Origin of the sequence: Alteribacillus bidgolensis (assembly GCF_002886255.1) — a bacterium.
Taxonomy (GTDB): domain Bacteria; phylum Bacillota; class Bacilli; order Bacillales; family Marinococcaceae; genus Alteribacillus; species Alteribacillus bidgolensis.
Genome location: NZ_KZ614149.1, coordinates 1,209,596 through 1,234,655, shown reverse-complemented (window position 1 = coordinate 1,234,655; position 25,060 = coordinate 1,209,596). Strand labels below are relative to the sequence as shown.

The window sequence follows — 25,060 nt, the reverse complement described above, 5'->3', positions numbered from 1 at the left end:
AAAATGTCTGATGATTTATCGAAACCATTTACGAAAAGTTCGATGTCGGAAGAAGAGATAATGAAAATCAATAAGGAGAGAAAGATTCAAGTAACCTCCTTTGCTTTCATGATTTTCTTAACCATCCTCGCATTTATTGCTGTAGCAACAGAAACGATTGAAGTAGGATTTGCTATACCATTTATTTTACTTTTAGCTGTGGTACAGTTTTTCCTTCAAATGTATTACTTTATGCATCTTAAAGACAAAGACCACGGCTGGCCGAATGCTTTCATTATTTCTGGTGTTGTTCTTTCTACACCGGCTTTAATTGCATTAATCCTTCTATTAGGTGTAACAAAATATTAAGTGAATGCACTGCTCCGGGTTTTTAACCTTGGAGCAGTTTTTCCTGTTCACTTGATTGTTACAGGTTCTATCATAGAATGTGCTTTATTCATGTATAATGGGGGCAGTAGAGGTGAAAAGGAGGTAAATGAATTGGGAGATCACAACGAGTCATCTTTACCCAATGAAAATAAGAATGCTAACGACAAAACCAATGTATGGATTGCTGTTATATTAACGATTATCATTAATGGACTCGTCACCGTTTTATTTTTTATGGATGGATTTAGCAGGGAAGTAGAAGGTTTTGATTTAACGATTCTTCCGATGTTGAATGCAATTTTCAATAGTTTTACCACTGTATTTTTATTTACTGCTTTGTTTTTCATTTTACGTAAAAATATTAAAATGCACCGCCGCTTTATTTACGCTGCTTTTACATCAACCGCATTCTTTCTGATTACGTATGTTACCTATCATTACTTAGCAGAGTCAACGGAATACGGCGGCAGCGGAGCGATGGCAGCTATTTATTATTTTATTTTAATAACACATATTATACTTGCTATTGTTATTGTTCCTTTAGCTGTACTGTCTTTCATGCGCGGAATTAAATATCAAGTAAGGAAGCATCGAAAAATTGCGCGCTGGACAATGCCCTTATGGTTATATGTCAGCATTACTGGCGTGCTTGTGTATATTATGATATCCCCTTATTATTAAGAAAAAGGCTGTCCTCTTTTATAAGCAGGACAGCCTTTTCTATATCTAACTATTAAATTTTGAAATTCATTTTGATAATACCTGCTTCTCTCGCTGAAGTAAATGCAATAACAGCAAGTGGTCCAATGATGAAACCAATTATGCCAAATAATGTAAGGCCAATATATAACGATATCAAGGTGGCTAACGGAGATAATCCGATATGGTGCCCCATCACTTTCGGCTCGACGGTTCGTCGTATAATCAGCAGAACAGCTGCTAATATGAGAAGCTGCGTTCCAGTAAGTACGTTTCCAGAAATGAAATAATACAACGACCACGGGGCAAGTATGGCAATAGATCCAATAATCGGTATAAAATCGATCAGCCATATAACTATTGACATAATCAGTGCCACATCAGGTGTGAAAATATATAAGCTGACAATCGTAACTAAAAAAATGATAATGCTGACTAAAAATTGAGCTTTGAAAAAACCTAAAATAACATATGAAAGTCTGGATGTCATAAATTTAAATTTTTCTGAAGTGTCTTCTTTCATAAAAGCATGCATTTTTTGTTTAAGCCTTGGCAGTTCAATTAAAAATAGAAAAAGAGCGATTAAGTAAACTAGAAATGTGACAAGATATCTTGGAATAGCTGCAACCATGCCAGTAATTTCATTGATTAAATCCCCGCTCGATAGTTGATCCCGAAGATTATTTAGCATATCCGTAATTTGATTATTTATCTCATGAATTACTTCAGGAGGCAAATCCAAGTCTTCGTAAGCTTTTTCTATTTTATATTGAAAATTAAGCCAGGTTTGATTTAAGTCACTGACATAAGCAGGCAGGTTCTCAATAAGATAAACAACTTGAGTAACGACTTGTGTAACAAGTATGTAGCCGCTTAGACCAAGAATACAAAGAAATAAGGTGAACACGAGAGTAACAGCCATACTTCGTTTGATGCCGGTTTTTGCCATAATAAGCCGTACAGCTGGAGATAAAAGCAAAGCGGTTAACAGTGCAAGTATAATAGGACCGGAGACCGGCAGAATAAAGTATGCGCCAAGTAGTATAAGTACAATTGTTAAGATGCGCAAGAATATTTTTTTGTTGAAAATGGATGACACAGCCAAGCTCCTTTCGACCAATACCTGATTCTGCAGTTCTGTTGTAAGGCACTGCCATTAACTTAGCGTTGCCAGTTCCTTTTTACATATTATTATAATATGAAACCGTTAGATTGAACAGAAAAACACATTGAAGCTTTTTAGAAGCGAATGTTTAAAGAGAAAAACCGGTGAATATGAATTCATCCGGTTCTTTAACATATGTAATGGCAGTTATAACTTCCTTATTTATCAGCTTCCACCAATTCATTATACACGCTTTCTATTTTGTTTTTGCACTTCGTTACAATTTTATCTGGGAAATCTTCATCATATTCTACACCATGCGGATAATAGTGTCTTCCAAGGAATGGAGTCAGTAATTGAACTTCTGCATCTTCTTTTGGAATTTCTCCTTGGACGGCAAAAGCTTGAATACGTAAAAAGTAGGTAGCATCATCTGTTTTGTCCAGCATTTTATAATCAAATGTAACGCGTTCGTAATCCCACTGACCTTCATGGATAAAGCCATTTTTTTTCATAATTCTTTCTAAACTTCCGAATTGAAACTCTTTTCCATGGAAATCGAAATCTTCAATTTTCATGTCAATTCCCTCCTGATTATTAGTTACATACAAATCTTATTTAATCATAGTACGAAAAATAAGAAGATGCAACGCCGGGGCATAGAAACTTTTCATGAACTTTTACTCAAGTATAAATAAAAAAAAGCTGGGCATAGTAACAATCGAATCCAAATGAGGGAGGTAAAAAATAAAATGAAGACTGTACAAGATGTAATGACAACCGATGTGGAATGCTGCAGACCAGATGAAACCGTATATGATGCAGCCATGAAAATGAAAGATTATGACGTAGGTTCTATACCTGTAACGCAAGATAAAAATCTGATGGGCATGGTTACAGACCGGGATATCGTGCTGCGCTGCATTGCCGAAAAGAAACCAAACACTACATCGGTTTCTGATGTCATGAGTTCTAATATTATTACGGCAGAACCAAATATGGATATTCACCAAGCAGCAAGGATGATGGCTGAAAAACAAATTCGTCGTCTGCCGATAGTTGAAAATCAACAGCTAGTAGGAATTGCTTCGCTCGGAGATATGGCTGTCGATACTACGACGGATGAAGAGGCTTCGTTTGCACTCAGTGAAATTTCAGAGAGGCCGGAAGTACATCACTAAAAACAGAGCTGTCCTAAGGGGCAGCTCTTATCTATGTTTTAAAGGGACTGAATTTGACCGAATGTTTTGCTATGAGTAAAGTCTGACGGCTGAAAATTATAAGTCTGCACGTTTTAAATACATGTAAATACATCTCTGGTGAATTTTTATTAAAGGTTTATAATATAAAAGGTGCCGGAACCGAAAGCTATAACTTGATTGTCATCATTGTATACTTTTCCTTCGGTTACAATCATACTTTTGCTCTTTGAGATAACCTTTGATTCACAGCGTAGTGTTTCTCCTTTTCCAGGTTTAATATAGTTAATTTTCATTTCCAACGTAACGGATCCTTTACCTTCAGGAGTAATTTCATTTGCAAGACCGCCCATTGTTGAATCAAGAAGGGTGGCAGTGACCCCGCCGTGTACCATAGATAAAGGGTTTTCTAATCCTTTATGAAGAGGGATAGTTACCTCATATGTTTCATCATCTTTCCAATTTCTGTTGGTTTGCAGCCAGCTTCCAACAAAGGAATAATATTGACCCTTCCGTTTGCCTTCCCATCCGCGAATCATTTCTTCCATCACATTTTGCTCTTCTTCTGTTGCATCTTCAATAAAAGCAGCATATCTTTCTTGTAATTCATTTTTTGACATAATCATGAAGTAGTTCCTTTCTTGTGTATATTGCTTAAACAATATTATTGTAACGTAATAGCCAAACAATGCAAAGAAAGTGTAATCTGGGTGAACAAAAACAAGGCGCATGCGTATGATAAAAGCAACAAGTTTTGCTGGAGGTGGAAAATCTATGAGCAAAGACTCCTTGCCGCCGTCACTTCATGATTTTCGTGAATTTCTTCAAAAGCATCCACGCTTAATAAAAGAAGTAAGGGAAGGAAATCGTACATGGAATCAACTTTATCAAGATTGGGTTATATTAGGGGAGGAACATGATGACTGGAAGCCTTTCCGAGTTTCTGAAGAAGAGAAATCTAATGATAATCCAGATCAGTCGGATTCGTTATCCAATTTAATGAAGACGATCGGACAAATAAACATTCAAGATTTGCAGAAACAGATCTCACAGTTTAGTGGTATGATGGGAAATGTTCAACGTGTACTGCAGCAGTTTCAAAAACCGTCCGGACCGCCGCGGCCGCCGCAAGATCCTTTTTCTTTCAGAGGTTTCTAAACGGAAGGGAGGCATTAGTATATGCATCCACAAACGTATGCACTTATTAAAACGAAACCAGAATACAAGGAGTTTCTCCGTTTTCATCCTCAATGGTACCGTACTTTAAATAAGCATCCAGAAAAAATAGAAGAGTTTATCTCAGCCTCTAAAGTATATCATGGGCAAACGATTCCGCAGCGGCTCGAACGGTTCCAGAAAAATATGGATATGGTTCTCATGATTTTAAAATTATTAAACAATAAATAAAGTACAAAACGTTTAAAAACCTTCCAATGCTGCATACTAAATGAGCAAAGGAGGGTTTTTTTAATATGATAAAAGGGCTTGCAGCTTTTATTATTTTGATGACAGCAGCTGTATGTTTTGGGCAGCAGGGCGTGAATGCCTTAGAAATTCTTGAAGTGCGAGAAGATGCTGCTGTCCCAGCTGCTAAAATGAAAGGAATAGAATCAGAAGATTGGACGTTACAATACAAGTTAAAAAATAAAGATTTATATCTTGAATGTGTGATACCAGATTTTTCACTTGCTAAGAAAGAAAAAGGCGGCGACGGTTATTTACTCGTTCAAATGAATGGACAGGAAGCTGCCAAAATGAATCAAGCAGCTTTTATTATGAAAAGTCTGCCTCCTGGAGAGCATACCATTGATATTAGGCCGGTTTCTTATGATGGGAAATCGAAAGCCGAAACCATATCATTTGAAATAGAAATCGCTGGTCCTTAAAATACGTTGTTTCATTATTGCGGGCAACCCGTGTATAATGGAATAACGGAGGTGTTCTCATGTCTGCAGTTTTATCAACCTCGGTTGATTTGCTAGATGAATCTGCCTTAGTTGGACAAATCGTTCTCCAGTCTGAGGTTTTTATACATTATAAACAAGCAAGAAAGCAGATGGAAAGCGATAAAAAGGCACAACGTTTAATCGCTGAGTTTGCAGAATGGAAAGACAAATATGATGAGGTTCAGAGGTTTGGGAAGTATCACCCAGATTATAAGACCATTTCCAAACAAGTACGTCAAATTAAACGAGAGCTTGATTTGTATGAACCGATTGCGAGTTTTAAAAAAGCGGAAAAGGAATTAGAGCGGCTCCTAAATGAGATATGTGCAGAAGTTGCAGGTGCTGTTTCTCCAACAATTAAGGTGCCAACTGGCAATCCGTATTTTGATAATGCTTCATGTGGAGGCGGCTGCGGCACCGGTGGAAGCTGCGGCTGCGGTTAAAATCAGTTTTTATACAACTCTGGCTGCAAAGCGCATCCGGGGTTGTATTTTTTTATACTAAAGAGATAAAGTCTAGATTTTCTTACGATAGAGGTAAAATGAGAAAGAAATGGTTATTGTGAGGAGATTCAAGCCAGAATAGCAGTGGAGCTATAGAAAAAGTATCTGCTCCGCTGCTTTTCTGTCGTAACATTTCACTTACTTCCAGCCCCTATCATACTGTTTAGGACCCTCAAGAGAGTAATTCAGTTCTTTCGCTGCTTTAAGCGGCCAGTATGGATTTCTCAGCAAGTCTCTTCCAATAAACACGAGATCAGCTCGTTCATTTTGCAAAATTTCTTCGGCTTGAATGCCGCTCGTAATTAAACCTACAGCTCCTGTTGATAATCCCGCTTTTTTGCGGATGGTTTCTGCGTTTGGAACTTGAAAACCTGGAAACGCATGAGGTCTTTTAGGTGTGATACCGCCAGAGCTGCAGTCCACAAGGTCTGCACCGTCCTGCTTCATCCACGATGCCAGCTGAATGAAGTCCTCTATTTTGTTTCCATACTCTTCGTATTCATTTGCAGAGATCCGGACAAATAGTGGTCCATTCCAAATCTTTCTCACTTCTTTGATGATTGTTTCTAAAAATCGGTAACGGTTTTTTAGTGATCCTCCGTAGCTGTCTGTACGGTGATTGGTGAGAGGAGAAAGAAATTCATTAATCAGATATCCGTGCGCTGCGTGTATTTCTAATACATCAAATCCTGCTTCGATTGCCCGTTTCGCCGCATTTTTGAAAGCTTTAATGGTTTCATGAATGTCTGATTCGCTCATTTCATCTGGCGTTTTGATGTCGTCATTAAAAGGGATGGGAGAGGGAGCGATAATCGGTCCATCTACTGTAGCTTTTCGGCCGGCGTGAGCGAGCTGAATTCCAATATGAGAACCATATTCTTTAACTGTTCTAGTTAGTTTTTTTAATCCTTCTAGTTGACTGTCATCCCAAATACCAAGGTCTTCGTGTGAGATACGACCTTGAGGGGTTACAGCAGCAGCCTCCGTAAATATAAGACCAGCTTGCCCCATGGCCCTGGTTATATAATGATAAAGATGCCAATCCGTTATTTCTCCATCCTGGTTAAAACAAGAATACATACACATGGGAGACATCACAATTCGATTTTTTAATGTTATGTTTTTGATCGAATAAGAGGTAAATAATGCTGGTTTCATGCAGTAACTCCTCCTTCATTTTTATTTCCCCTGTACGGTACGTTCTTATATTACCAGTTTTTAAAAATGGAATGAAAGAAAAAGCTCTGAGCATCTGCTCAGAGCTTTAGATTCATTCTTGTTGAATATTGACTCATGTACCCTAAGGGCCATCTTTCTCCTATCAGCGATAGAATGAATAAGCAAAATAAACTTGTATTATCACTTACCTAGGTAACGATGAATTAAAGCAAGAATAGACCGGCGTGTCATTATCCCTATGAAAGAACGTTCATCGTCTTCAATACAAACAAATGGATGGTTAATAGACAGCATTAACGCTTTTCCGAAGGTTTCGTTCTTATTCATTTTAGGTACTTTCGTAGTCATAACATCACTAACCTTATAATCATGAAGGCGTTCCATTTCAATTCGTTCAATACCTAAAATAGAATCAAGAATTTGGGCTTTGCTAATCTGCCCGTGTACTTTATATTCTGTGTCAAGCACTGGGATTGCTGTGTAGCCAGATTTAATTAAAACGAGCAGTGCATGGTCAAGCGGATTGTTTAATTGAACATGTGCTACTTTTTCATGCGAAATCATCAGTTCCTTGATCTCACTATCCATAATTTGGCTGTTTTTTAATGTTTGTAACATCTTCATCACTTTCTTTCTTAATAATAATTTATCCGTTGAAAAAGAAAGTGGCCCTAAAAAAACTAAAAATGTGACCCAATATAATAGTAGAGGGGTAGGGAGAATATGTCAAGTGCTAAATGTAAGCGTTTTCTTCAAAGAGGGGGAATTTTACATTTTTAAAACGGTTTATTTTATGCTTTAGGAAAGTTCAACTTTGTTAAAGGATCAAAGTATAAGCAAATCTAAAACTTCCGCCAAAGTTTTTCTAAGATCCTATGATTTGATAAATCCGGCTTATTTCGTTTTCTTCAAAGCGAACGTCGCCATTTCACTTATACAACTGAACGTATTTTTTATTTTAGCTCATCAAAGAGTGAACGGGTGCTTTCTTGTCGTTATGATCGTATAAGGATTTTATTTTCTCATGTTAAAAGCTGCATTAAGCTGACCACGCAGCATACGTTCACGCAATTCTTTTTTTGGTAACTTTTTCTGTTCCATTCTTCGGATGTCAAACGTTTGCATTCCATCTTCCATTTTATTGGCAATATCAACTAATCGTTCCACATCGTCAAAGGAGTATTTGCGGGTACCGCCCGATGTTCTTTCAGGAAAGACAAGCTTTCTTTCTTCATAATAACGGATTTTTCGTTCAGACAATCCTGTTAATTCACTTACGACTCCTATTGTGATTACTTTTTTATCTTTGTAAGAAGAAGACATAAACGTGCGCTCCTTTTAAACAATATCTAACGAAGTTTCTTTTACTTTGTCATTAATATACCACATGTTAAAACAAAATAGAGGATTAATGTAAGAAAAACTAACATAACAAATTAAAAAAATTGACATGAATACATTTTTGAATATGTTTCCAAAAAGTAATTGCTTGTAAATTGAAATAATGTTAACGTTTATATAAAATATGTTTACATTTGGAGTGTGAGGTATGAATAACAGTTGGAATTGTTTAGCAGATGAAGTATTGCAAGGAAAAAAAGTAACGAAGCAAGATGGACTTAATATTCTTTCAGTACCGGACAGGGATATACTGTCGCTTCTCAATGGAGCTTATAAACTAAGATATCATTACTATGCAAATGACGTTAAATTAAATATGATTGTGAATGCTAAAAGCGGACTGTGTCCTGAAGATTGCGGGTATTGCGCTCAATCTTCTATCGCAAATACTGATGCAGATAAATATCCTTTGCTCGATAAAGACTCCTTAGTAAAGGGAGCGAAAGAAGCTATGGAACGTAAGGCCGGTACATATTGTATTGTGGCCAGCGGCCGAGGTCCGACGGAAAAGGAAGTAGATCATGTCACAGAAGCGGTTAAAGAAATCAAACAGGAAATGCCGCTTAAAATATGTGCTTGTCTTGGAATTTTAAAAGAAGGCCAGGCTGAGCGTTTAAAAGCAGCTGGGGTGGACCGCTACAATCATAATTTAAATACACATAAAGACCATCATGCAGCTATAACTACCACTCACACGTATGAAGACAGAGAAAGAACGGTCAATCACGCGAAAAATGCAGGTATCTCTCCGTGTTCTGGTGTGATAGCAGGAATGGGAGAAACAGATGAACAATTAATTGAAACATTATTTGCATTAAAGGAATTGGATGCTGATTCTGTTCCGGTAAACTTTTTACATCCTGTAAAAGGCACGCCGCTTGAAGATAGAGATGGTGTCGCTCCTATGCGCTCACTAAAAATTCTTGCAGCTGCTAGGTATATTCTGCCGGACAAAGAAATACGCGTATCAGGCGGAAGAGAAGTGAATATCCGCTCATTACAGCCGCTCACCTTGTATGCTGCAAACTCCATATTTGTAGGTGATTATTTGACAACAGGCGGACAAAAAGTAAAGGATGATCATCAAATGATCGAGGATATGGGCTTTAGAGTTGAACAATATGCTGTTCCAGAACCGTCTTAATTGGAAAAGGCCGTCCCAAAAAAAGCAGGGGACGGCCTTTTGCTTTATATATTATTGATGTACGTTTAGCTTCAGCGCCTAGCCGCTCGGGCGCACACCATATCTTTTAACTTAGTGAAACTTCCTCTTTTAAGGTGCTTAAGTTTTGTTATGAATATTTACATTTCCTCTAGGAGAAAGGAAGCCGCTCGCGGTATAATATATATGGTGAGAACGTAATAAATAGATGGGAGAGAGGACAATGGAACTTACAAAAGGATTGTTGTCTAGACGAACGATACATATTTTTAAAAAAGAACCAGTGGAGCGGTCTATTATTGAAAAAGCTATTCATTGTGCCATTCATGCACCGAATCATAAAATGACGGAACCGTGGCACTTTTATGCGATAACAGGAAAAACCAAAGAAAAACTAGCGAAAAGAAGAAGTGAATTGAAAATAGAAAAATTTATGGATAAAGATTCAGAGCGTGCCATAAAAGCAAAGGAACAAGCGTATACGTTTATGGCAGAACTTCCTTGGGTGATTGCTGTAACGACTCACCGTTATAGTGTTGATCCTGTACGTGAGAAAGAAGATTTTGCAGCAACTGCTTGTGCTATTCAAAATTTTATGCTCGCAGCATGGAATGAAGGAGTAGGAGCCAAATGGGCCACTGGTCAGCTTGTAAAAGATAAAAAAGCGAGGGAGATTATAAATCCTGGAGAAGAAGAAGAAATTATTGGTTTTCTTTTTCTCGGCTATCCAAAAGATATCCCGAAGATAAAAACACGAAAAGAACAAGATAGTATAAGCTGGCTTGACTGAGGAGGAAGGGAATATGAAAAACATTGTAATAACGGCAGCAGCAGTGCTTTCTCTCTTAGTAACTTTAGGTTTTTTCATTCCTATTCAATTAAGCGCGCCTCCTGATGCGCGTACGATCGTGGATCACACGAATCACATATATGTTACGCCGCCTTGTTTTAACCAAGCGGATTTAAGCAACTACTTGCAAGAAGCAGATTATAGTGAGGCAAAAGATTTAGATTATAAGCCAGAATCCTCTTGTACCCAAGAAACATTGATAGAAAAAAATGTACCGATTAATATTGCGTTATTAAAAACAATCGGCATTTCAGAAACAAAATGGGATGATGAAACGATTTGGGGTTAAGTGGATATCTCTTTTAAGGGAGATATAGTATCGTTTAACTGTAACAAAAGTATAAAATGTTATGGGTAAACAGTATAATCAAACCGGCGGCATTCATCGTACAGGACGTACCAATCCCAATGCTCCGACAGGATATAGCGTTTTTAAACGGCTTCCGTTACATGGCGATAAGCCGAGTTATTAATATTTTTAAGCACGTAACAGAACCATCGACAGATAAAGAGCGTATGGCGGATGACTACCTCTCACACATCTATAGGCATAAGAACTGTGTTTAATGCTGTAAAAAGCACTTTGTGATGAGCTAATACGTGTGATAAGCTAATATTTGTGAAATTTTCTGATAAACAGAAACGGAAGACAAACAAAGCATAGGAGATGTATAACAGAGATGAAAGTAGCTAAATTCGGAGGCACTTCTCTTGCCAGTGCAGAACAAATTAAAAAAGTAACAAATATTGTTACCTCTGATACAGACAGAAAGTTTATTGTTGTATCAGCACCAGGGAAACGCAATGATGAAGATACAAAAGTAACAGACTTGTTGATTACTCTTGGGGAGACCTTTTTAAAGGAAGGAAAAGCAGAGGCTGAACTGCAAGCAGTTGTAGAACGCTATCGTGATATTGCTGAAGGTCTCGGGCTTGATGAAGATATTGTCCATACGATTGAAGATGACTTAAAAAGTCGACTTGCCTTTGATCCATCCAATGAAGGGCAGTTTATGGACCAGATTAAAGCGAGCGGGGAAGACAATAATGCTAAAATAATTGCCCGTTATTTACAAAGCATGGGATTTGTTGCAGAATATATTCATCCTGAACAAGCAGGGTTATACGTAAGTGATACACCAGGTAATGCCCAAGTACTTCCGGAAGCATACGATCATTTGTATAAGCTTAGGGAAAAAAGCGGCATCTTAATTATTCCTGGTTTTTTCGGATTTTCAAAGGAAGGCCGCCTAGTTACCTTTCCGCGCGGCGGTTCAGATATTACAGGTTCTATCGTAGCAGCTGGAGTACAAGCAGAACTTTACGAAAACTTTACAGATGTTGATTCGGTATTTGCAGCCAATCCGAAAGTAGTAGACAATCCTTGTTCTATTAAGCGGATGACTTATCGTGAGATGCGAGAACTTTCTTATGCTGGATTTGGGGTGTTTCATGATGAAGCGCTTATCCCTGCTTTTAAAAAGAACGTGCCTGTTTGTGTAAAGAATACTAATAATCCGAGTGCAGACGGAACCATGATTATTAATGAGCGTGAATACGCCATGAACCCTGTCATCGGGATTGCAGCAGAAAAAGGGTTCAGCACTATTTATGTGCGTAAATACCTAATGAACCGTGAAGTTGGTTTTGGACGCAAATTGCTTCAAATTATCGAAGATGAAGGGATATCTTATGAACATATTCCTTCAGGTATTGACGATACATCCGTCATCTTAGATGACAGTCAATTAACACCTCAAAAGGAAGATACAATTATCCGTCGAGTCATAGATGAACTAGATGCGGATGATGCTTATATTGAAAAAGGTTTTGCTATGATTATGCTGGTTGGAGAAGGTATGCATGAAACGGTAGGTATTGCCTCAAGAGCAGCAAAAGCTATATCTGAACAAGGTGTTAATATTGAAATGATCAACCAGGGATCTTCTGAAGTATCACTATCATTTGGTATTCACGAAGACAACGTAGACCTTGCTATCCGCGGTTTATATGAAGAGTTCTTTAGTACAAAAGAAGTACTGCAATAAAAGAAAGAGGAGTCCCTTCCAAATAGATTGGAAGGGGCTCCTCTTTCTACTTAATTCGTTCACGTTTTTCTTCTAATAAAAGCTCTTTTAATTCCTGAACTTCTCGCTGCAAATCATCAATTTGATTTTCATTCGTAAAGGGAGTAGGTTCTTTCTTTTCTAAATCGGTATCATTACCAGGTAATTCCATCTCACTTGCTTTTTCTACATTATTAACAATAACACCAATAAAGAGATTAAAAATGACAAAGGTGCCTACGAGAACAAAGCTTACAAAATAAATCCATGCCATCGGAGATTGTTCGAAAATCGGACGCATGACGGCGCTGGCCCACGATTCCAAAGTGACGACTTGGAATAATGTTAATAAAGACAACTGCAGGTTCCCAAAGTATTCAGGCGCAATCTCTTGATACAGCATTGTGCCGATAACAGCGTAAATATAAAATATAATACTCATTAATATCATAATGTTTCCTAAAGCCGGAATGGTTAACAAAAGGGCGTCAACAAGCCGGCGCAGGGAAGGGATAATAGATACAGCACGAAGTACGCGCAGCACTCTTAAAATCCGAAGTACGGTTACAAAATGAGCACCAGCAAAAACATGCCCAGCAAACACAATAAGAAAGTCAAACCAGTTCCATGAACTTTTAAAAAAGCCTAGCATTGGTTTGGCAGCAATGAGACGTAGTACAATTTCTATAGTGAAAATCCATAAGAGCATCCTGTCTGCCAAATAGAAGAGAGAAGAATTGTTTTCATAGATAGCAGGAAATGTTTCTATGCCAACAATAGCAGCATTAATAAGGATAAAAATCATTACTGTGTTTATAAAAGCGCGGTGTTCAACCAGGCGGGCGATATTATTTCTAAAACGATCTACTGCCTCGCTGTTCATAAGTGTTGGTTTCCTCTCCTTTAACGTTTATGTAATGTAAATACCTATTAAATTTTACTAAAAGAATAACAAAGAAGAAAGGGAGAAGGAGTGAAAACAAATGGATAAATGGTGAAAAATAGAGGATACCTGTTATTGGTATGAGAAACATATCATATACATCGTACTCTATAATGTATCTGGTATGATAATAAATTCAGACTGACTTTTCAAAAGGGCCCCCAAGCAGAAGAAAAGCTGTCTCGGTGATTTCGAGACAGCTTCCATTGAACTAAGATATAGGGCTGCGTGTGGCGGAGCCCAGTTCTTTTGATCGTTTAATAGCTTCTTTAATGCTGTTTTTGAAATGTTCTTGTACACTATGGCGTTCTAGTGTTTTAAACGCTGCTTCGGTAGTTCCGCCAGGACTCATTACTTCATTATAAAGCGCACTTGGCGGCTGATCTGAGTTTTGCAAGCGTTTGGCCGCTCCTGCAAGTGTTTGAACGATTAATTCTTTTGCTTCTGTTTCTGGAAGGCCTGCTTCTTTTGCTGCTATTTCCATTGCTTCTACGAAATAATAGAAATAAGCTGGTCCACTCCCGGATATTCCAGTAACTGCATCCATTTTTGCTTCATCAAAAATGGATACAGTACCAATTGCTGCAAATAACGCGGAAGCCGTATCAAGTTGATGAACGCTTGCATAATAGCCCCTACAAAGAGCAGTAGCTGAAGCACTGACTTTTGAAGAAGTGTTGGGCATCGCTCTGACGACAGCTGTTTTCATACCAAACTGTTCTTCTATATAACTAGTAGAAACACCGGCTAATACAGAAATGATCAAATGATTGTCCGTGGTGTATTCTTTAATAGAAGAAATACCATCTTCAATATGTTTTGGTTTCATCGCAAGAATCACGAGGTCTGCTTTTTTCATAGCATCTTCTTTTGATTCAGCAATGCTAATACTGTAGCGTTCGTTTAATTCATTTAACCGTTGATCATTCGTTTTATTGGTTACAACAATCTGCTGAGGATTTACGAGTTTTTCAGAGAGCAAGCCACCGAGAATAGACTCTGCCATGGAGCCTGCTCCGATGAAAGCAATGGTTTTATTTTCAAGCATCTTTCTCTCCTCCTACTCTTTAATTTGTCCGCTTCCGGAAATGATATATTTTGAGGACGTTAAAGCTTTCAGCCCCATTGGTCCGCGGGCGTGAAGCTTTTGTGTGCTGATGCCGATTTCTGCTCCAAAACCAAATTCATCACCGTCAGTAAAACGGGTAGAAGCATTATGATATAGAGCGGCAGCATCCAGCTGGCTGAGAAACATAGTTTTGTTTTGCTCTGTTTCTGTAATAATAGCCTCGGAGTGCCCTGTTCCAAACTGCTTAATATGATCGATCGCTTCTTCTGTGTTCTCTACACTTTTAACCGCAGCAATCAAGTCAAGGTATTCATCTTTCCAGTCTTCTGTACTTGCTTGCTGGACGTTCGGATGCAAGCTTTGAATGACTGTGTCTCCTCTTATTTCTACCCCTTTATCAAACAACGTTTCAATAAGTTCTTTTCCATTTTGTTCGGCCCATGTTTTGTTCACCAAAATGGTCTCAGCAGCGTTACAAACAGACGGACGCTGGGTTTTCGCATTAACGGCTATGGAAATCCCCATCTCTTTATCTGCTGTTTCATCAATGTAGACGTGGCAGTTTCCTACACCGGTTTCAAGTACTGGCACAGATGAATGTTTCACTACTGCCTGAATTAAACCGGCGCCTCCTCTAGGGATAAGGACGTCAAGATATTCGTTCATCGAAAACATTTCTGATGCTGCTTCTCTTGAAGTGTCTTCTGCAAGCTGTACTGCGTCTGTCGGTATATTTTGTGAACGCAATGCTTTGTGAATAGATGCCACAATCGCTTTATTAGAGTGATATGCCGAAGAACTTCCTCTTAAAAAAGCAGCATTGCCTGTTTTTAAGCAAAGTCCAGCAGCGTCTGCTGTTACATTAGGTCTTGCTTCATAAATGATGCCAGCTACTCCTAATGGCACACGGATGCTTTGAATATGAAGACCGTTAGGGCGATCCCAGCTTTCTATTTCTTCTCCTATAGGGTCGTTAAGAGAAGCTACTTGTCTAAACCCTTCGGCCATGCTTTTGATTCTATCGGTAGATAAACGAAGACGGTCAAGAAGGGCTATCGATAATCCGTTTTTCTCGCCTGCAAGCAAATCCTTTTCGTTTTCAGCTAAAATGTCTTGCGTATCTGTTTCAAGTTGTACACTCATAGCGTGTAATAAATTATTTTTTTCTTCTGTTGTGAGTTGAGAGATTTGTTCTGCAGCTTTCTTTGCTTTTTTTCCTTGTTCTAGCATAACTCCCATTTCATATCCTCTCCTTTGAAATATTGACCCATTCATCACGGTGAATCACTTCAGCTCTGTTTGTTACAGTAAGAGCTGCAGCATCACTAGATGATTTTCCTCTTATTTCTTTTATTTCTTCTGCGGACATGTTGACCTGGCCTTTTCCTAATAATTGGCCTTTTGTATCTTTTACTTCTACTACAGCTCCACTTTCGAACGTTCCATGTACTTTTGTAATACCAGCTGGGAGCAGACTTTTTCCTTTATCCAAAAGTGCAGTTTTTGCGCCGCTGTCAATAATAAGTTCTCCGGCAGGCAGAGAATGAAGGGCCAGCCATTGTTTTTTGCTGTTCAATATAAAACCGCCAGGAAATCCGATGTACGTACCGTCTCCTTTTCCTGCCAGGATATCCGTTAAGAAAACAGGACCGTCTCCAGTGCCGATAAAGACACGGACGCCAAGGGAAAGTGCGGTATCTGCAGCTTCAAGCTTTGATTTCATTCCCCCGGTTCCCACGCTGCTGCCTGATTCACCTGCCTGATCGTTAAGGTCCGGCGTGATTTCTGATAAAAAATGATACCGCTTAGCGTCTGGATTTGTTTTCGGGTTAGAATCGTAAATACCGTTTATATCTGTTAGAATCATTAAACAGTCTGCATGAATCAATCCTCCGACAAGAGCAGACAGCATATCGTTATCTCCAAAAGTAAGCTCATCTACTGCTATCGAATCATTTTCATTTATTATAGGAAGGACACCGCGGTGCAGTAATTCGGACAAAGTAGAATAAGCATTTTGGTATTGAGACTTATTGGAGAAGTTACTGCGCGTTAACAAAATTTGTCCTGTTTCAATACCATATTGGTTAAACGCCTCTGTATAGGCTTGCATCAATAAACCTTGCCCGACTGCTGCTGCAGCTTGTTTACCTGCTACAGTAACAGGACGTGAGGGATATTTTAAACCGGAAAAACCTGCAGCTACGGCGCCGGATGAAATAAGAATTACCTGATGACCGGCTTTTCTTAATTCGGCTATGGCTGTAGTGTATCCATTTAATTTTTCCCGGCTTAATTCACCTCCGGGATTGGTTAAGGAACTGCTTCCTATTTTGACAACAATGCGTTCTTTTTTCATAAGGATCACCTTAGTTAAAAATTAGTAAAATAAAAAGACTCTTCTGTCCCCATTAAAGGACGGAAGAGTCTGATTCCGCGGTACCACCTTTATTGAAACACGCGTAATGATCAGCAATACTGTTTATTACATACGTATTCCCTCTTTCTCCTGTAACGAAGGAGTTTACGGTCAGGTTATATCCCAGACAGCTCCAGGGCGGGTTCAGAGACATTTCTTCTTGCAAATCCTTTCAGCCGGGGGACTTGCTCTCTGGTGAAGTCTGATCTCTTACTATTCCCTTTCAAAGCCTATGAATAGTTATGTTTTTTTAATATAAGCATTTAGCTGTAAAAAAATAAATATGTTTAGTTATAATATTATGTGAAAAATTCTGCCGTTTTGTCAAGGAGTTTAATCAGATTTATATCTTTTTAGGAGGAATTGGTCCAATGACTATGAAAGAGAAAGTGATCGTTGTTACAGGAGCATCGAGTGGAATTGGTGCTGCTATAGTAAAAAATGCAGCAGAAAAGGGCCATCATCCTGTTTTAATTGCTAGATCTAGGGATAAATTAGAAAACGTACAAAGGGAAATAGAAGGAAAAGGAAAAACGTGTTCTACCTTTCAAGCAGATGTCACGAATGAAACAGAAGTAGCGGAAGTCGTTTCCTTTCTTCATGAATCTTTTTCGAGCGTAGACGTTTTAATCAACAATGCTGGTGTGGGAAGGTTTGCATTTGTAGAACAATTGACTGCAGAAGAAACGAAGGAAATGTTAGAAGTGAATGTGCTGTCGGTATTTTATCTCGTAAAAGCTGTGCTGCCCAGTATGAAAAAGAACGGGGGAGGTCATATCATCAATATCGGTTCTCAAGCAGGTCGTCTTGCCACACCGAAATCATCGATCTATGCTGCAAGCAAACACGCGTTAATTGGTTTTAGCAATGCACTGCGGTTAGAAGCCGAACCTTATCACATTTATGTGTCTTCCGTTAATCCAGGACCAGTTCGCACACCATTTTTTCAAAAAGCAGATCCTAGCGGAAGTTATGAAAAGGCGGTAGAAAAACTGCTTATAGAACCAGATGATTTAGCAAAAAAAGTCATGCGTACAATCGAAAAACCAAAACGTGAAATAAACATACCTTGGTGGATGGCAGGACTTTCTAAGCTGTATGGACTTTTTCCCGGGTTAGTGGAAAAAGCAGGAAAAAAGCAATTTCAGAAAAAATAAGTTTAATATAATTATATTATGTAAAGTTTTAAAGTGGTTTTTAATATTAAATAGGAAGAAACATTGCTGTTCATTAGGTCTGCATGCTAGACTATAGACAAATCTTTGAAAAGGAGACCGTATAATGTTAACAAAGAGAGCGGGTATTGCGGTCTGGCTTCATTCAATGAAGCAAGTACGTCAGCTACGAAAGTACGGAGTTGTTCATTACGTTTCGAAAAGCATGAAGTACGCTATTTTATATTGTGACCTAAAAGATACAGATGATACGGTTCAAACTTTGAATTCCTTGTCATTTGTAAATAAAGCTGAACGGTCAATGAAGCCGGAAATTCGTACAGAATTTAGCGGACCGGTGTATCCTAAAGAAAAAACATTTGATTATAACGTAGGTATTTAGGCTGCTTTTCTTTCCTGATGGGAAGAGAGCAGTTTTTTTATACTGTTATGAAAACGGTGACGGCATTTGCATATAAAAGAATAAGCCGGGATGTTCCGCTAAAGGTGATGAGAATGGGTGCAGATCTTTTGAACAGACAAAAATAGTTAAATCCTTCTGTTTGTTTCGTTATTCGAAATATAATATAATAGCGAAATAGAAAGAAGGGATCCTCTTTCATGATTAATTGGAAGAAAAATTTATATATATTAACAGCGTCTTTGTTTATTGTGATGGCAGCTATGACCATGATCATTCCATTTTTGCCTCTTTATTTACAAGACCTTGGCGTTACCGATTCTGAGCAGGTAAGCATCTGGTCAGGTGTTATTTTTGGCATTAACTTTTTTAGTGCTTTTCTTGTATCTCCTTTTTGGGGACGATTAGCAGATCGGCACGGGAGACGATTAATGGTGCTTCGCTCAGGATTTGGAATGGCGGTGGTCATGATACTCATGGGGTTTGCGACAGGTCCGTGGAGCTTATTTTTTTTCCGTTTATTAAACGGAACGATTTCTGGGTTTAACCCTGCTTCGATTGCGCTTATCTCTACGAACACTCCGAAACAGCATGTAGGATATGCCTTGGGAATTTTACAGGCAGGGGCAGTGGCTGGAAGTATTTGCGGACCGCTTTTTGGAGGGTTGATGGCCGAAATACTCGGTTTTCGGGCCATATTCAATATTACAGGCGTATGTATTGCTTTCGCTGCACTTACGGTTACGCTGTTTGTAAAAGAAGATTTTACTCCACCGAAAAATGAAGAAAAAACAAGCACATGGCAGGACTTCAAAACAGTTGCGGCTATTCAGCCCATTCCATTTGTTTATGTAATTATTTTTATTATCCAGTTTGCTTTAATCGGTGTGAATCCTCTCGTTTCTTTATTTATTGAAGACTTAAGCGGAGGGCAAAACAGTGCTTTTTATGCAGGTCTTGCTGTTTCTGTCATGGGGTTTGCAAATATGCTTGCTTCCCCTCGTCTTGGAAAGCTTAGTGACAAAAAAGGTGCACAGTATGTATTATATGGTTCTTTAATTGGTGCAGCACTGTTTGCTATTCCTCAGGCTTTTGTGACAGAACTCTGGCAGCTGATCGTTATGCGGTTTATGACAGGACTGTGTTTAGGGGGATTACTTCCGGCAGCAAATACATTAATTCGTCAATTAGCACCAGAAGGAATGGAAAGCAGAACTTACGGGTTTTCCAATAGTTTCTTATTTCTTGGTTCCATGCTCGGCCCGATGATAGGAGGAATGATTGCTGCAGCAGCTGGGGTGAGAGGCTTATTCGTTTTGTCTGCACTGCTCTTAATAATCGGCGTTTTCGTTATGAAACATCGAGTGGTTCCTAGATTAAAACAAACCTCATAGTCAGTGTATCGAATAGAAAACAATAGGGGAGTTATTCAGCTCACTTTGACTACTGTTCGTCCTTTTTGTACGTGAAGACCAACATGTATTTAACGATATACCATCAAATGAATGTCATGGCGGCAAGCCTAGTTTTTCTAAGAAGCAATGTTTTGCTGCCAATTACATTTTCTAATAATGTAAAGAAAACTTGGCTAGCGCCAAGCCTTTAGGCGAAGGCGATTGCCTAGTTGCACTTATACTGATTTCCACGCTAAAGTTTTATACTTTCCTATCAGTATAAAAAAAGGCTGTTCCTCAGGGTGTAGGAACAGCCTTGCCCGTATATCCCGGGCTATGGGAGAGGAGAAACCGGAGGAAGAGCTTATGGGGAAACGTAAGCCTTCTCCGCGGTTATCAGCAACATGGATTCATGCTGCTGTTTGTCAGTATGGACCTTGACCTGTACTTTTATACACCTAAAATAAAATTTCACGTTCGGGAAATTCTTTGCCATCTGCCAATTTTGTGGTAGGATTAGGTCGATATCATCAATTTTATATACGACCTTTCGTTCATTATAGGAAACAGCGAGATTTGTTCCTAATAAGCACATATTTATTTTATTTTCTAATGTATAAAAAGGATTGTGAGTGGTATGCGTGTAATCTCTGGAAAAAGCAAAGGCACTACCTTGAAAGCGGTACCGGGGATGAAAACCAGGCCTACTTCTGATAAAGTAAAAGAAGCACTTTTTCATCGAATCGGTCCATATTTCAATGGCGGCAGCGGACTTGATTTATATGCAGGCACTGGAAGTCTAGGAATCGAAGCTATGAGCAGAGGATTTTCCTCCTTTGTATTTGTCGATAAATCACCTCAAGCCGTAAAGGTAATCAAAGCAAATGTGAAGGCTGCAAATCTACTCGAATCTTGTGAGATCTACCGTAATGATGCGAAACGTGCTTTAGCAGCGCTGGAAAAGAGAAAGAAAACATTTGATCTCATTTTTATGGATCCGCCATACGATCAGCAAGAACTCGCTAAAATGCTGCAAGCCATTTATGATAAGGAACTTCTCACTCCATCAGGAAAAATTATTTGCGAACACCGTTCTTCTGTAAAATTGCCGGATACCATTTCTTTAATAACGAAACAAACCGAAGATTTATATGGAGATACAGGTGTTTCTATATATGCATTGGATAAATAAAGGAGGAACAAGCTCATGACTGCTATAGCTGTCTATCCTGGAAGTTTTGACCCTGTAACAAACGGTCACCTTGATATAATCGAACGCAGTGCAAAGGTATTTGACAAGGTGGTTGTCGCCGTACTACATAATCGTAATAAAGTTCCGTTGTTTTCTATTGAGGAACGTGTTGCGATGCTAGAGGAGTCCACAGCCTACATAACCAATACCGAAGTAGACTCTTTCAATGGTCTTTTAATTGACTACATTCGTGAAAAAAATGCAAGGACGATTGTAAGGGGTTTAAGAGCAGTATCTGATTTTGAATACGAAATGCAGGCAGCTTCCATTAATCGTAAGCTTGACCCAGATATTGAAACATTTTTTATGATGACAAATAATCAATACTCATATTTAAGTTCTAGTATTGTAAAAGAAGTAGCGAAATACGAGGCAAATGTGCAAGATTTGGTTCCAGCCTCCGTCCAAAAAGCGCTTCTGCAAAAATACAGCCATTTAACGGATGAAAAGTAGGCAGAAAAGGGTGTTCCGAAAGTGTTTTTCACTAATGGGACACCCTTTTTCTTTCTCCAGCGTTTTCTAAGAATGAAACGTTTTCGTGTGAATGATATACAAATATAGAAACAGGGCTCCGATTGTAATATAGCTTCCATAGATAGACAGCCAGGTACCTATTGTCTGCCATGATGTTACAAAAAAAGATGCGGCCGGCTCGGTGCTTAAGACAGGTTGATCGATTTGTCTTATATACAATGGTTCCCATAATACATACGTAAGCAAAGCTGCTAGAAAACCATGCATCCACCGGGCAGCAAAAAATGGTCCAAATCGAATATCAGTTTCAGCAAGCAAGCTGGCTACTTGAGCTTGTACGGAAAATCCGCTAAATCCGAGGACAAAGGAAGCAATGATTCCTTTCTCTAACATATCCGGTTGAGTAAGATCGCTAATTAATTTGCTCCCTACCGTTATCTCAAAAAAACCAGACAGCCAAGGAAAGGCGAGTTCTGGGCTGAATTGAAAAACAGATAAAACCGAAGCTGGAAGCAAAGCAATAAAATGAATGGCGCCAGTTACTTTTAAAATACGGTATAACACAGAAAACAAAATGATAAACCCCCCTATCATAAAGAGGGTGTGAATAGAGGTCGTAACAGCATCTCCTATTTTTTTTCCGAGCGGGCGTACATCATCTTCCTGTTCTTTTTTCAAAGCTTGAAAGGCTGTTCTTAAAGAAGCAGATGACGCTGTTGGTGAAGAAGGTGGAGATGTTTTTTTATAGAAACGCATAAAAATTCCAACTAATGTGTTGGCACCATAATGACAAACGGCTAACAGCAAACCGAATGCAGCATCTTGAAAAAAACCGACTGCTACGGCTCCACAAATAAATAAAGGACTTGAAGAATTTGTGAAACTCACTAATCGCTCTGCTTCTTCTTTCGTTAGTTTATTTTGTTTACGCAACTTCACTGTAAATTTTGCCCCGGATGGAAAGCCGGATGAAAGCCCCATCGCCCAAACAAATCCACCACAGCCTGGGACATTAAACAAAGGGCGCATTAGTGGTTCTAATAACACTCCTAAAAAACTGACGACTCCAAAAGCAATAAGTAATTCAGCTGTTATGAAAAAGGGAAGAAGCGAAGGAAAGACAGAGTCACTCCACATTGCTACCCCGCTTTTAGATGCTTCCAAAACGTCTTTTGGGAAAAGGATGAGACAAAGTGCAAATATAAAAAGTCCGAGCGCCATAAAAAGCATCCGGATGTCTTTCATTCTCAAAATGGCTTGCCTCCTTCAAGCTTGGTTATAATAATATTGCTGCGGTGGAATTTTACTACATAGCTGCTGTCGTATAATCCATAGAAGTACGCTTTGTAATAGAGAATTATAGAATGTATCTCCTTGTATAAGCATCCAGACACTGAAGGGACACCCTCTTTTTTCCAGGAATTTCCCGCTGGATTCGTGTTAGAATGAAAACACCTGCATGCCGTAAGATTGGTTGTCCTTATACATGAATATGAAAGAGACATCATATTTTAGACCATATTCATGCTTGTTTCTAACGGAATGACGTTGAAATCAAAAAGCAAGGGCAAGGAGGGTGATAAATAGTGAAACAGCAGCGCCCATCCATTGGGCTTGCTTTAGGGGCAGGTGGTGTTAGAGGATACGCACATATTGGAGTACTTGAGAAATTGCAAGAAAACAACATACCGGTAGATATAATAGCTGGAAGCAGCATGGGGGCGCTTGTTGCTGCACTTTATGGAGCAGGACATGAACCCGATACGCTAGAAAAATTTGCCCGGCTTTTCAAACGAAAATATTACCTCGATTTTAATGTCCCGAAAATGGGTTTAGTACAAGGCCAGCGGGTAAAAGAACTTATTTATATGCTCTCAAAAAAAATGAATATTGAAGATATGAGACTTCCTGTTGGAATTGTGGCAACCGATCTTACATCCGGCGAAGCTATTGTATTCCGAGATGGCTGTGCAGCGGATGCTGTTCGAGCAAGTATTTCCATACCAGGAATCTTTGTTCCTGAAAATTATAGAGGACGGATGCTTGTAGATGGCGGTGTAGCAGATAGAGTGCCGGCAAGCACGGCTCGCAGTATGGGTGCAGATTTAACCATAGCAGTAGATGTATCTTTTTATAACAAAGAACCAGTGATTGGTTCTATTTATGATGTGATTATGCAAAGCATGGATATTATGGGGAAACAATTAATAAAATACAAAGAAGTCGATGCAGATGTGCTTATTAAACCTATATCTTCGTATTACAATGCGGTCGTTTTTGAAAATGTGGATAAATTAATAGAAGCCGGAAGAGAAACAGCAGAAAGCTATATTCCAGAGATACTAAAAATGATAAATGAGTGGAAGGAGACCGAGCATGGCAAGGAATAAGAAACCAGGCATCCGCAGAAGCTGGGTATTACTTATTGTTTTGATCCTCATTCTTCTGTTGAATCAAATTCCATTACCGTATTTTTATTCCCAGCCGGGAGAAGCAACGGCACTTGCTGACATGATTACTGTAGAAGAAGGTTTTGGGGAAGAAGGTCAATTTTATTTGACAACGATAAGGCAGCGCAGAGCAAATGTTCCATTATACATTTGGGCTCAGTTCTCGGATTACCGCGAAGTAGTGCCAACTGATCTTTATTTACAAGAAAATGAAACAGATGAAGAATACTTTCATCGTCAGGAAATGATGATGGACAGCGCTCAGCAAGCTTCTAAAATGGTTGCTTATGAAAAAGCAGGCTTTGAATTTGATGTGGAGTATAAAGGGATACGTGTAACGGAAGTAATAGAGAAAATGGATGCATCTAATCACTTGCAAGAAGGCGATCTTATTACGGAATTAAACAGGGAAACATTGCAAACCCTGGAAGAAATGAACGCTTTATTAGAAGGTAAAAAAGCTGGGGAAGAAGTGGAGCTTACCGTTCAAAGAGGCGATCAAACGCAAACTGAAACAGTAAAAGTAGATACATTTCCAGAAGAGATGAATGCAGAGAGCAACACAGGGCTTGGGTTGCTATACCCTTTTACTCAAAGAAGTGTTTATTTTGACCCAGAGGTCACTATAGAAGCAGGTGCTATTGGCGGGCCTTCTGCCGGATTAATGTTCGCTCTTGAAATATATAATCAATTAACCGAAGGAGATCTCACCGGGGGAATGGATGTGGCAGGAACCGGCAGCATTGATGATGAAGGCAATGTAGGTAGAATCGGGGGCATTGCTCAGAAAATTGTAGCTGCCGATAAGTCAGGCGTGGATATCTTTTTTGCCCCGGATGATGATATAGCTGATCCGTCTAACTATGAAACAGCTGTTAAAACAGCTGAAGACATCAATACGGACATGAAGGTTGTCCCTGTAAAAGAATTTGATGATGCTGTATCCTATTTAGAAAGCAGGCTTGAAGAAAAAACAGTAAATGAGACGGATCAAGCATCCTAATT

General features: G+C 38.9%; 29 protein-coding genes and 1 other annotated feature. Of the genes, 18 read left to right on the top strand and 11 right to left on the bottom strand.

Annotated elements, in window-relative coordinates; translation table 11 throughout:
* Positions 1-3 precede the first annotated feature (3 nt).
* A complete protein-coding gene (locus CEF16_RS06315) occupies positions 4-348 on the top strand; it encodes a cytochrome C oxidase subunit IV family protein (protein WP_091582730.1) in 345 nt (114 codons plus the stop codon).
* 132 nt (positions 349-480) lie between these two features.
* Positions 481-1,050, top strand: coding sequence for a DUF420 domain-containing protein (locus tag CEF16_RS06310; RefSeq protein WP_425427962.1), 570 nt, complete (start codon positions 481-483; stop codon positions 1,048-1,050).
* A gap of 52 nt (positions 1,051-1,102) precedes the next feature.
* On the opposite strand, the gene ytvI is transcribed toward CEF16_RS06310, so the two are convergent.
* On the bottom strand, positions 1,103-2,167 hold the full coding sequence (gene ytvI, locus CEF16_RS06305; RefSeq protein WP_091582733.1) for a sporulation integral membrane protein YtvI: 1,065 nt from the start codon (positions 2,165-2,167) through the stop codon (positions 1,103-1,105).
* Positions 2,168-2,391: 224 nt separating this feature from the next.
* Complete coding sequence (locus CEF16_RS06300) at positions 2,392-2,751, bottom strand: YugN family protein (RefSeq protein WP_091582735.1); 360 nt, start codon at positions 2,749-2,751, stop codon at positions 2,392-2,394.
* A 174-nt stretch (positions 2,752-2,925) separates the two neighbouring features.
* Between CEF16_RS06300 and CEF16_RS06295 the strand changes: the two genes are divergently transcribed.
* Positions 2,926-3,354: a CBS domain-containing protein gene (locus CEF16_RS06295; RefSeq protein ID WP_091582738.1), complete on the top strand. Its 429-nt coding sequence runs from the start codon at positions 2,926-2,928 to the stop codon at positions 3,352-3,354.
* A 149-nt stretch (positions 3,355-3,503) separates the two neighbouring features.
* On the opposite strand, the gene CEF16_RS06290 is transcribed toward CEF16_RS06295, so the two are convergent.
* A complete protein-coding gene (locus tag CEF16_RS06290; RefSeq protein ID WP_170031645.1) occupies positions 3,504-4,154 on the bottom strand; it encodes a PaaI family thioesterase in 651 nt (216 codons plus the stop codon).
* Here CEF16_RS06290 and ylbD point away from each other — a divergent pair.
* From ylbD to CEF16_RS06270, 4 genes are all read left to right on the top strand, one after another.
* Positions 4,147-4,530, top strand: coding sequence for a YlbD family protein (gene ylbD / locus CEF16_RS06285; RefSeq protein WP_170031643.1), 384 nt, complete (start codon positions 4,147-4,149; stop codon positions 4,528-4,530). The two genes, CEF16_RS06290 and ylbD, sit on opposite strands and share 8 nt — an antisense overlap.
* 21 nt (positions 4,531-4,551) lie before the next feature.
* On the top strand, positions 4,552-4,779 hold the full coding sequence (locus CEF16_RS06280) for a YlbE-like family protein (protein ID WP_091582748.1): 228 nt from the start codon (positions 4,552-4,554) through the stop codon (positions 4,777-4,779).
* A 65-nt stretch (positions 4,780-4,844) separates the two neighbouring features.
* Positions 4,845-5,258: a hypothetical protein gene (locus tag CEF16_RS06275; protein WP_091582750.1), complete on the top strand. Its 414-nt coding sequence runs from the start codon at positions 4,845-4,847 to the stop codon at positions 5,256-5,258.
* A gap of 59 nt (positions 5,259-5,317) precedes the next feature.
* On the top strand, positions 5,318-5,761 hold the full coding sequence (locus CEF16_RS06270) for a YlbF/YmcA family competence regulator (RefSeq protein WP_091582752.1): 444 nt from the start codon (positions 5,318-5,320) through the stop codon (positions 5,759-5,761).
* Positions 5,762-5,959: 198 nt separating this feature from the next.
* Here CEF16_RS06270 and namA read toward each other — a convergent pair whose 3' ends face one another.
* From namA to CEF16_RS06255, 3 genes are all read right to left on the bottom strand, one after another.
* Complete coding sequence (namA, locus tag CEF16_RS06265; protein WP_091582755.1) at positions 5,960-6,979, bottom strand: NADPH dehydrogenase NamA; 1,020 nt, start codon at positions 6,977-6,979, stop codon at positions 5,960-5,962.
* A 201-nt stretch (positions 6,980-7,180) separates the two neighbouring features.
* Positions 7,181-7,618 (bottom strand): cyclic-di-AMP-binding protein CbpB, encoded by a 438-nt coding sequence (gene cbpB / locus CEF16_RS06260; protein WP_091582758.1) that lies wholly within the window; start codon positions 7,616-7,618, stop codon positions 7,181-7,183.
* Positions 7,619-8,014: 396 nt separating this feature from the next.
* A complete protein-coding gene (locus CEF16_RS06255) occupies positions 8,015-8,323 on the bottom strand; it encodes a MerR family transcriptional regulator (RefSeq protein ID WP_091582760.1) in 309 nt (102 codons plus the stop codon).
* Between the two features lie 226 nt (positions 8,324-8,549).
* Here CEF16_RS06255 and bioB point away from each other — a divergent pair, with 226 nt between their 5' ends.
* The 4 genes from bioB (at position 8,550) to CEF16_RS06235 (ending at position 12,461) form a co-directional block, all read left to right on the top strand.
* Positions 8,550-9,545, top strand: a complete 996-nt coding sequence (gene bioB, locus CEF16_RS06250; RefSeq protein WP_091582763.1) for a biotin synthase BioB — start codon at positions 8,550-8,552, stop codon at positions 9,543-9,545.
* Positions 9,546-9,786: 241 nt separating this feature from the next.
* Positions 9,787-10,353 (top strand): nitroreductase family protein, encoded by a 567-nt coding sequence (locus CEF16_RS06245; RefSeq protein ID WP_170031640.1) that lies wholly within the window; start codon positions 9,787-9,789, stop codon positions 10,351-10,353.
* Positions 10,354-10,366: 13 nt separating this feature from the next.
* Positions 10,367-10,702 (top strand): hypothetical protein, encoded by a 336-nt coding sequence (locus CEF16_RS06240; RefSeq protein ID WP_091582767.1) that lies wholly within the window; start codon positions 10,367-10,369, stop codon positions 10,700-10,702.
* Between the two features lie 391 nt (positions 10,703-11,093).
* Positions 11,094-12,461: an aspartate kinase gene (locus CEF16_RS06235; protein WP_091582770.1), complete on the top strand. Its 1,368-nt coding sequence runs from the start codon at positions 11,094-11,096 to the stop codon at positions 12,459-12,461.
* A gap of 46 nt (positions 12,462-12,507) precedes the next feature.
* Here the strand turns inward: CEF16_RS06235 and CEF16_RS06230 are convergent, their stop codons facing one another.
* From CEF16_RS06230 to proB, 4 genes are all read right to left on the bottom strand, one after another.
* A complete protein-coding gene (locus CEF16_RS06230) occupies positions 12,508-13,362 on the bottom strand; it encodes an ion transporter (protein WP_091582773.1) in 855 nt (284 codons plus the stop codon).
* Positions 13,363-13,633: 271 nt separating this feature from the next.
* Positions 13,634-14,470, bottom strand: coding sequence for a pyrroline-5-carboxylate reductase (gene proC / locus CEF16_RS06225; RefSeq protein WP_091582775.1), 837 nt, complete (start codon positions 14,468-14,470; stop codon positions 13,634-13,636).
* Between the two features lie 12 nt (positions 14,471-14,482).
* Entirely contained in the window at positions 14,483-15,730 is a 1,248-nt protein-coding gene (locus tag CEF16_RS06220) for a glutamate-5-semialdehyde dehydrogenase (RefSeq protein ID WP_091582778.1), read from the bottom strand.
* A 1-nt stretch (position 15,731) separates the two neighbouring features.
* On the bottom strand, positions 15,732-16,850 hold the full coding sequence (proB, locus tag CEF16_RS06215; protein WP_091582780.1) for a glutamate 5-kinase: 1,119 nt from the start codon (positions 16,848-16,850) through the stop codon (positions 15,732-15,734).
* Positions 16,851-16,902: 52 nt separating this feature from the next.
* Positions 16,903-17,146, bottom strand: a binding site (T-box leader).
* Positions 17,147-17,281: 135 nt separating this feature from the next.
* On the opposite strand from proB, the gene CEF16_RS06210 reads away from it, so the two are divergent.
* The 5 genes from CEF16_RS06210 (at position 17,282) to coaD (ending at position 21,584) form a co-directional block, all read left to right on the top strand.
* The gene (locus CEF16_RS06210) at positions 17,282-18,067 is read left to right on the top strand and encodes an SDR family NAD(P)-dependent oxidoreductase (RefSeq protein ID WP_091582783.1); all 786 of its coding nucleotides are present in this window, start codon (positions 17,282-17,284) and stop codon (positions 18,065-18,067) included.
* A gap of 124 nt (positions 18,068-18,191) precedes the next feature.
* Positions 18,192-18,467, top strand: a complete 276-nt coding sequence (locus CEF16_RS06205) for a YlbG family protein (RefSeq protein WP_091582785.1) — start codon at positions 18,192-18,194, stop codon at positions 18,465-18,467.
* A 218-nt stretch (positions 18,468-18,685) separates the two neighbouring features.
* A complete protein-coding gene (locus CEF16_RS06200; RefSeq protein ID WP_091582788.1) occupies positions 18,686-19,879 on the top strand; it encodes an MFS transporter in 1,194 nt (397 codons plus the stop codon).
* A 637-nt stretch (positions 19,880-20,516) separates the two neighbouring features.
* On the top strand, positions 20,517-21,071 hold the full coding sequence (rsmD, locus tag CEF16_RS06195; protein WP_091582793.1) for a 16S rRNA (guanine(966)-N(2))-methyltransferase RsmD: 555 nt from the start codon (positions 20,517-20,519) through the stop codon (positions 21,069-21,071).
* Positions 21,072-21,086: 15 nt separating this feature from the next.
* Positions 21,087-21,584 carry a pantetheine-phosphate adenylyltransferase gene (coaD, locus tag CEF16_RS06190; protein WP_091582796.1) on the top strand — a complete coding sequence of 166 codons (498 nt, stop codon included), beginning with the start codon at positions 21,087-21,089 and terminating at the stop codon, positions 21,582-21,584.
* Positions 21,585-21,650: 66 nt separating this feature from the next.
* Here the strand turns inward: coaD and ylbJ are convergent, their stop codons facing one another.
* Entirely contained in the window at positions 21,651-22,850 is a 1,200-nt protein-coding gene (gene ylbJ / locus CEF16_RS06185) for a sporulation integral membrane protein YlbJ (protein WP_091583204.1), read from the bottom strand.
* A 341-nt stretch (positions 22,851-23,191) separates the two neighbouring features.
* On the opposite strand from ylbJ, the gene CEF16_RS06180 reads away from it, so the two are divergent.
* Both CEF16_RS06180 and CEF16_RS06175 read left to right on the top strand, forming a co-directional pair.
* A complete protein-coding gene (locus CEF16_RS06180) occupies positions 23,192-23,995 on the top strand; it encodes a patatin-like phospholipase family protein (RefSeq protein WP_245917777.1) in 804 nt (267 codons plus the stop codon).
* Entirely contained in the window at positions 23,982-25,058 is a 1,077-nt protein-coding gene (locus tag CEF16_RS06175; RefSeq protein WP_091582801.1) for a SepM family pheromone-processing serine protease, read from the top strand. Before CEF16_RS06180 ends, CEF16_RS06175 begins: the two co-directional genes overlap by 14 nt.
* Positions 25,059-25,060: the final 2 nt, after the last annotated feature.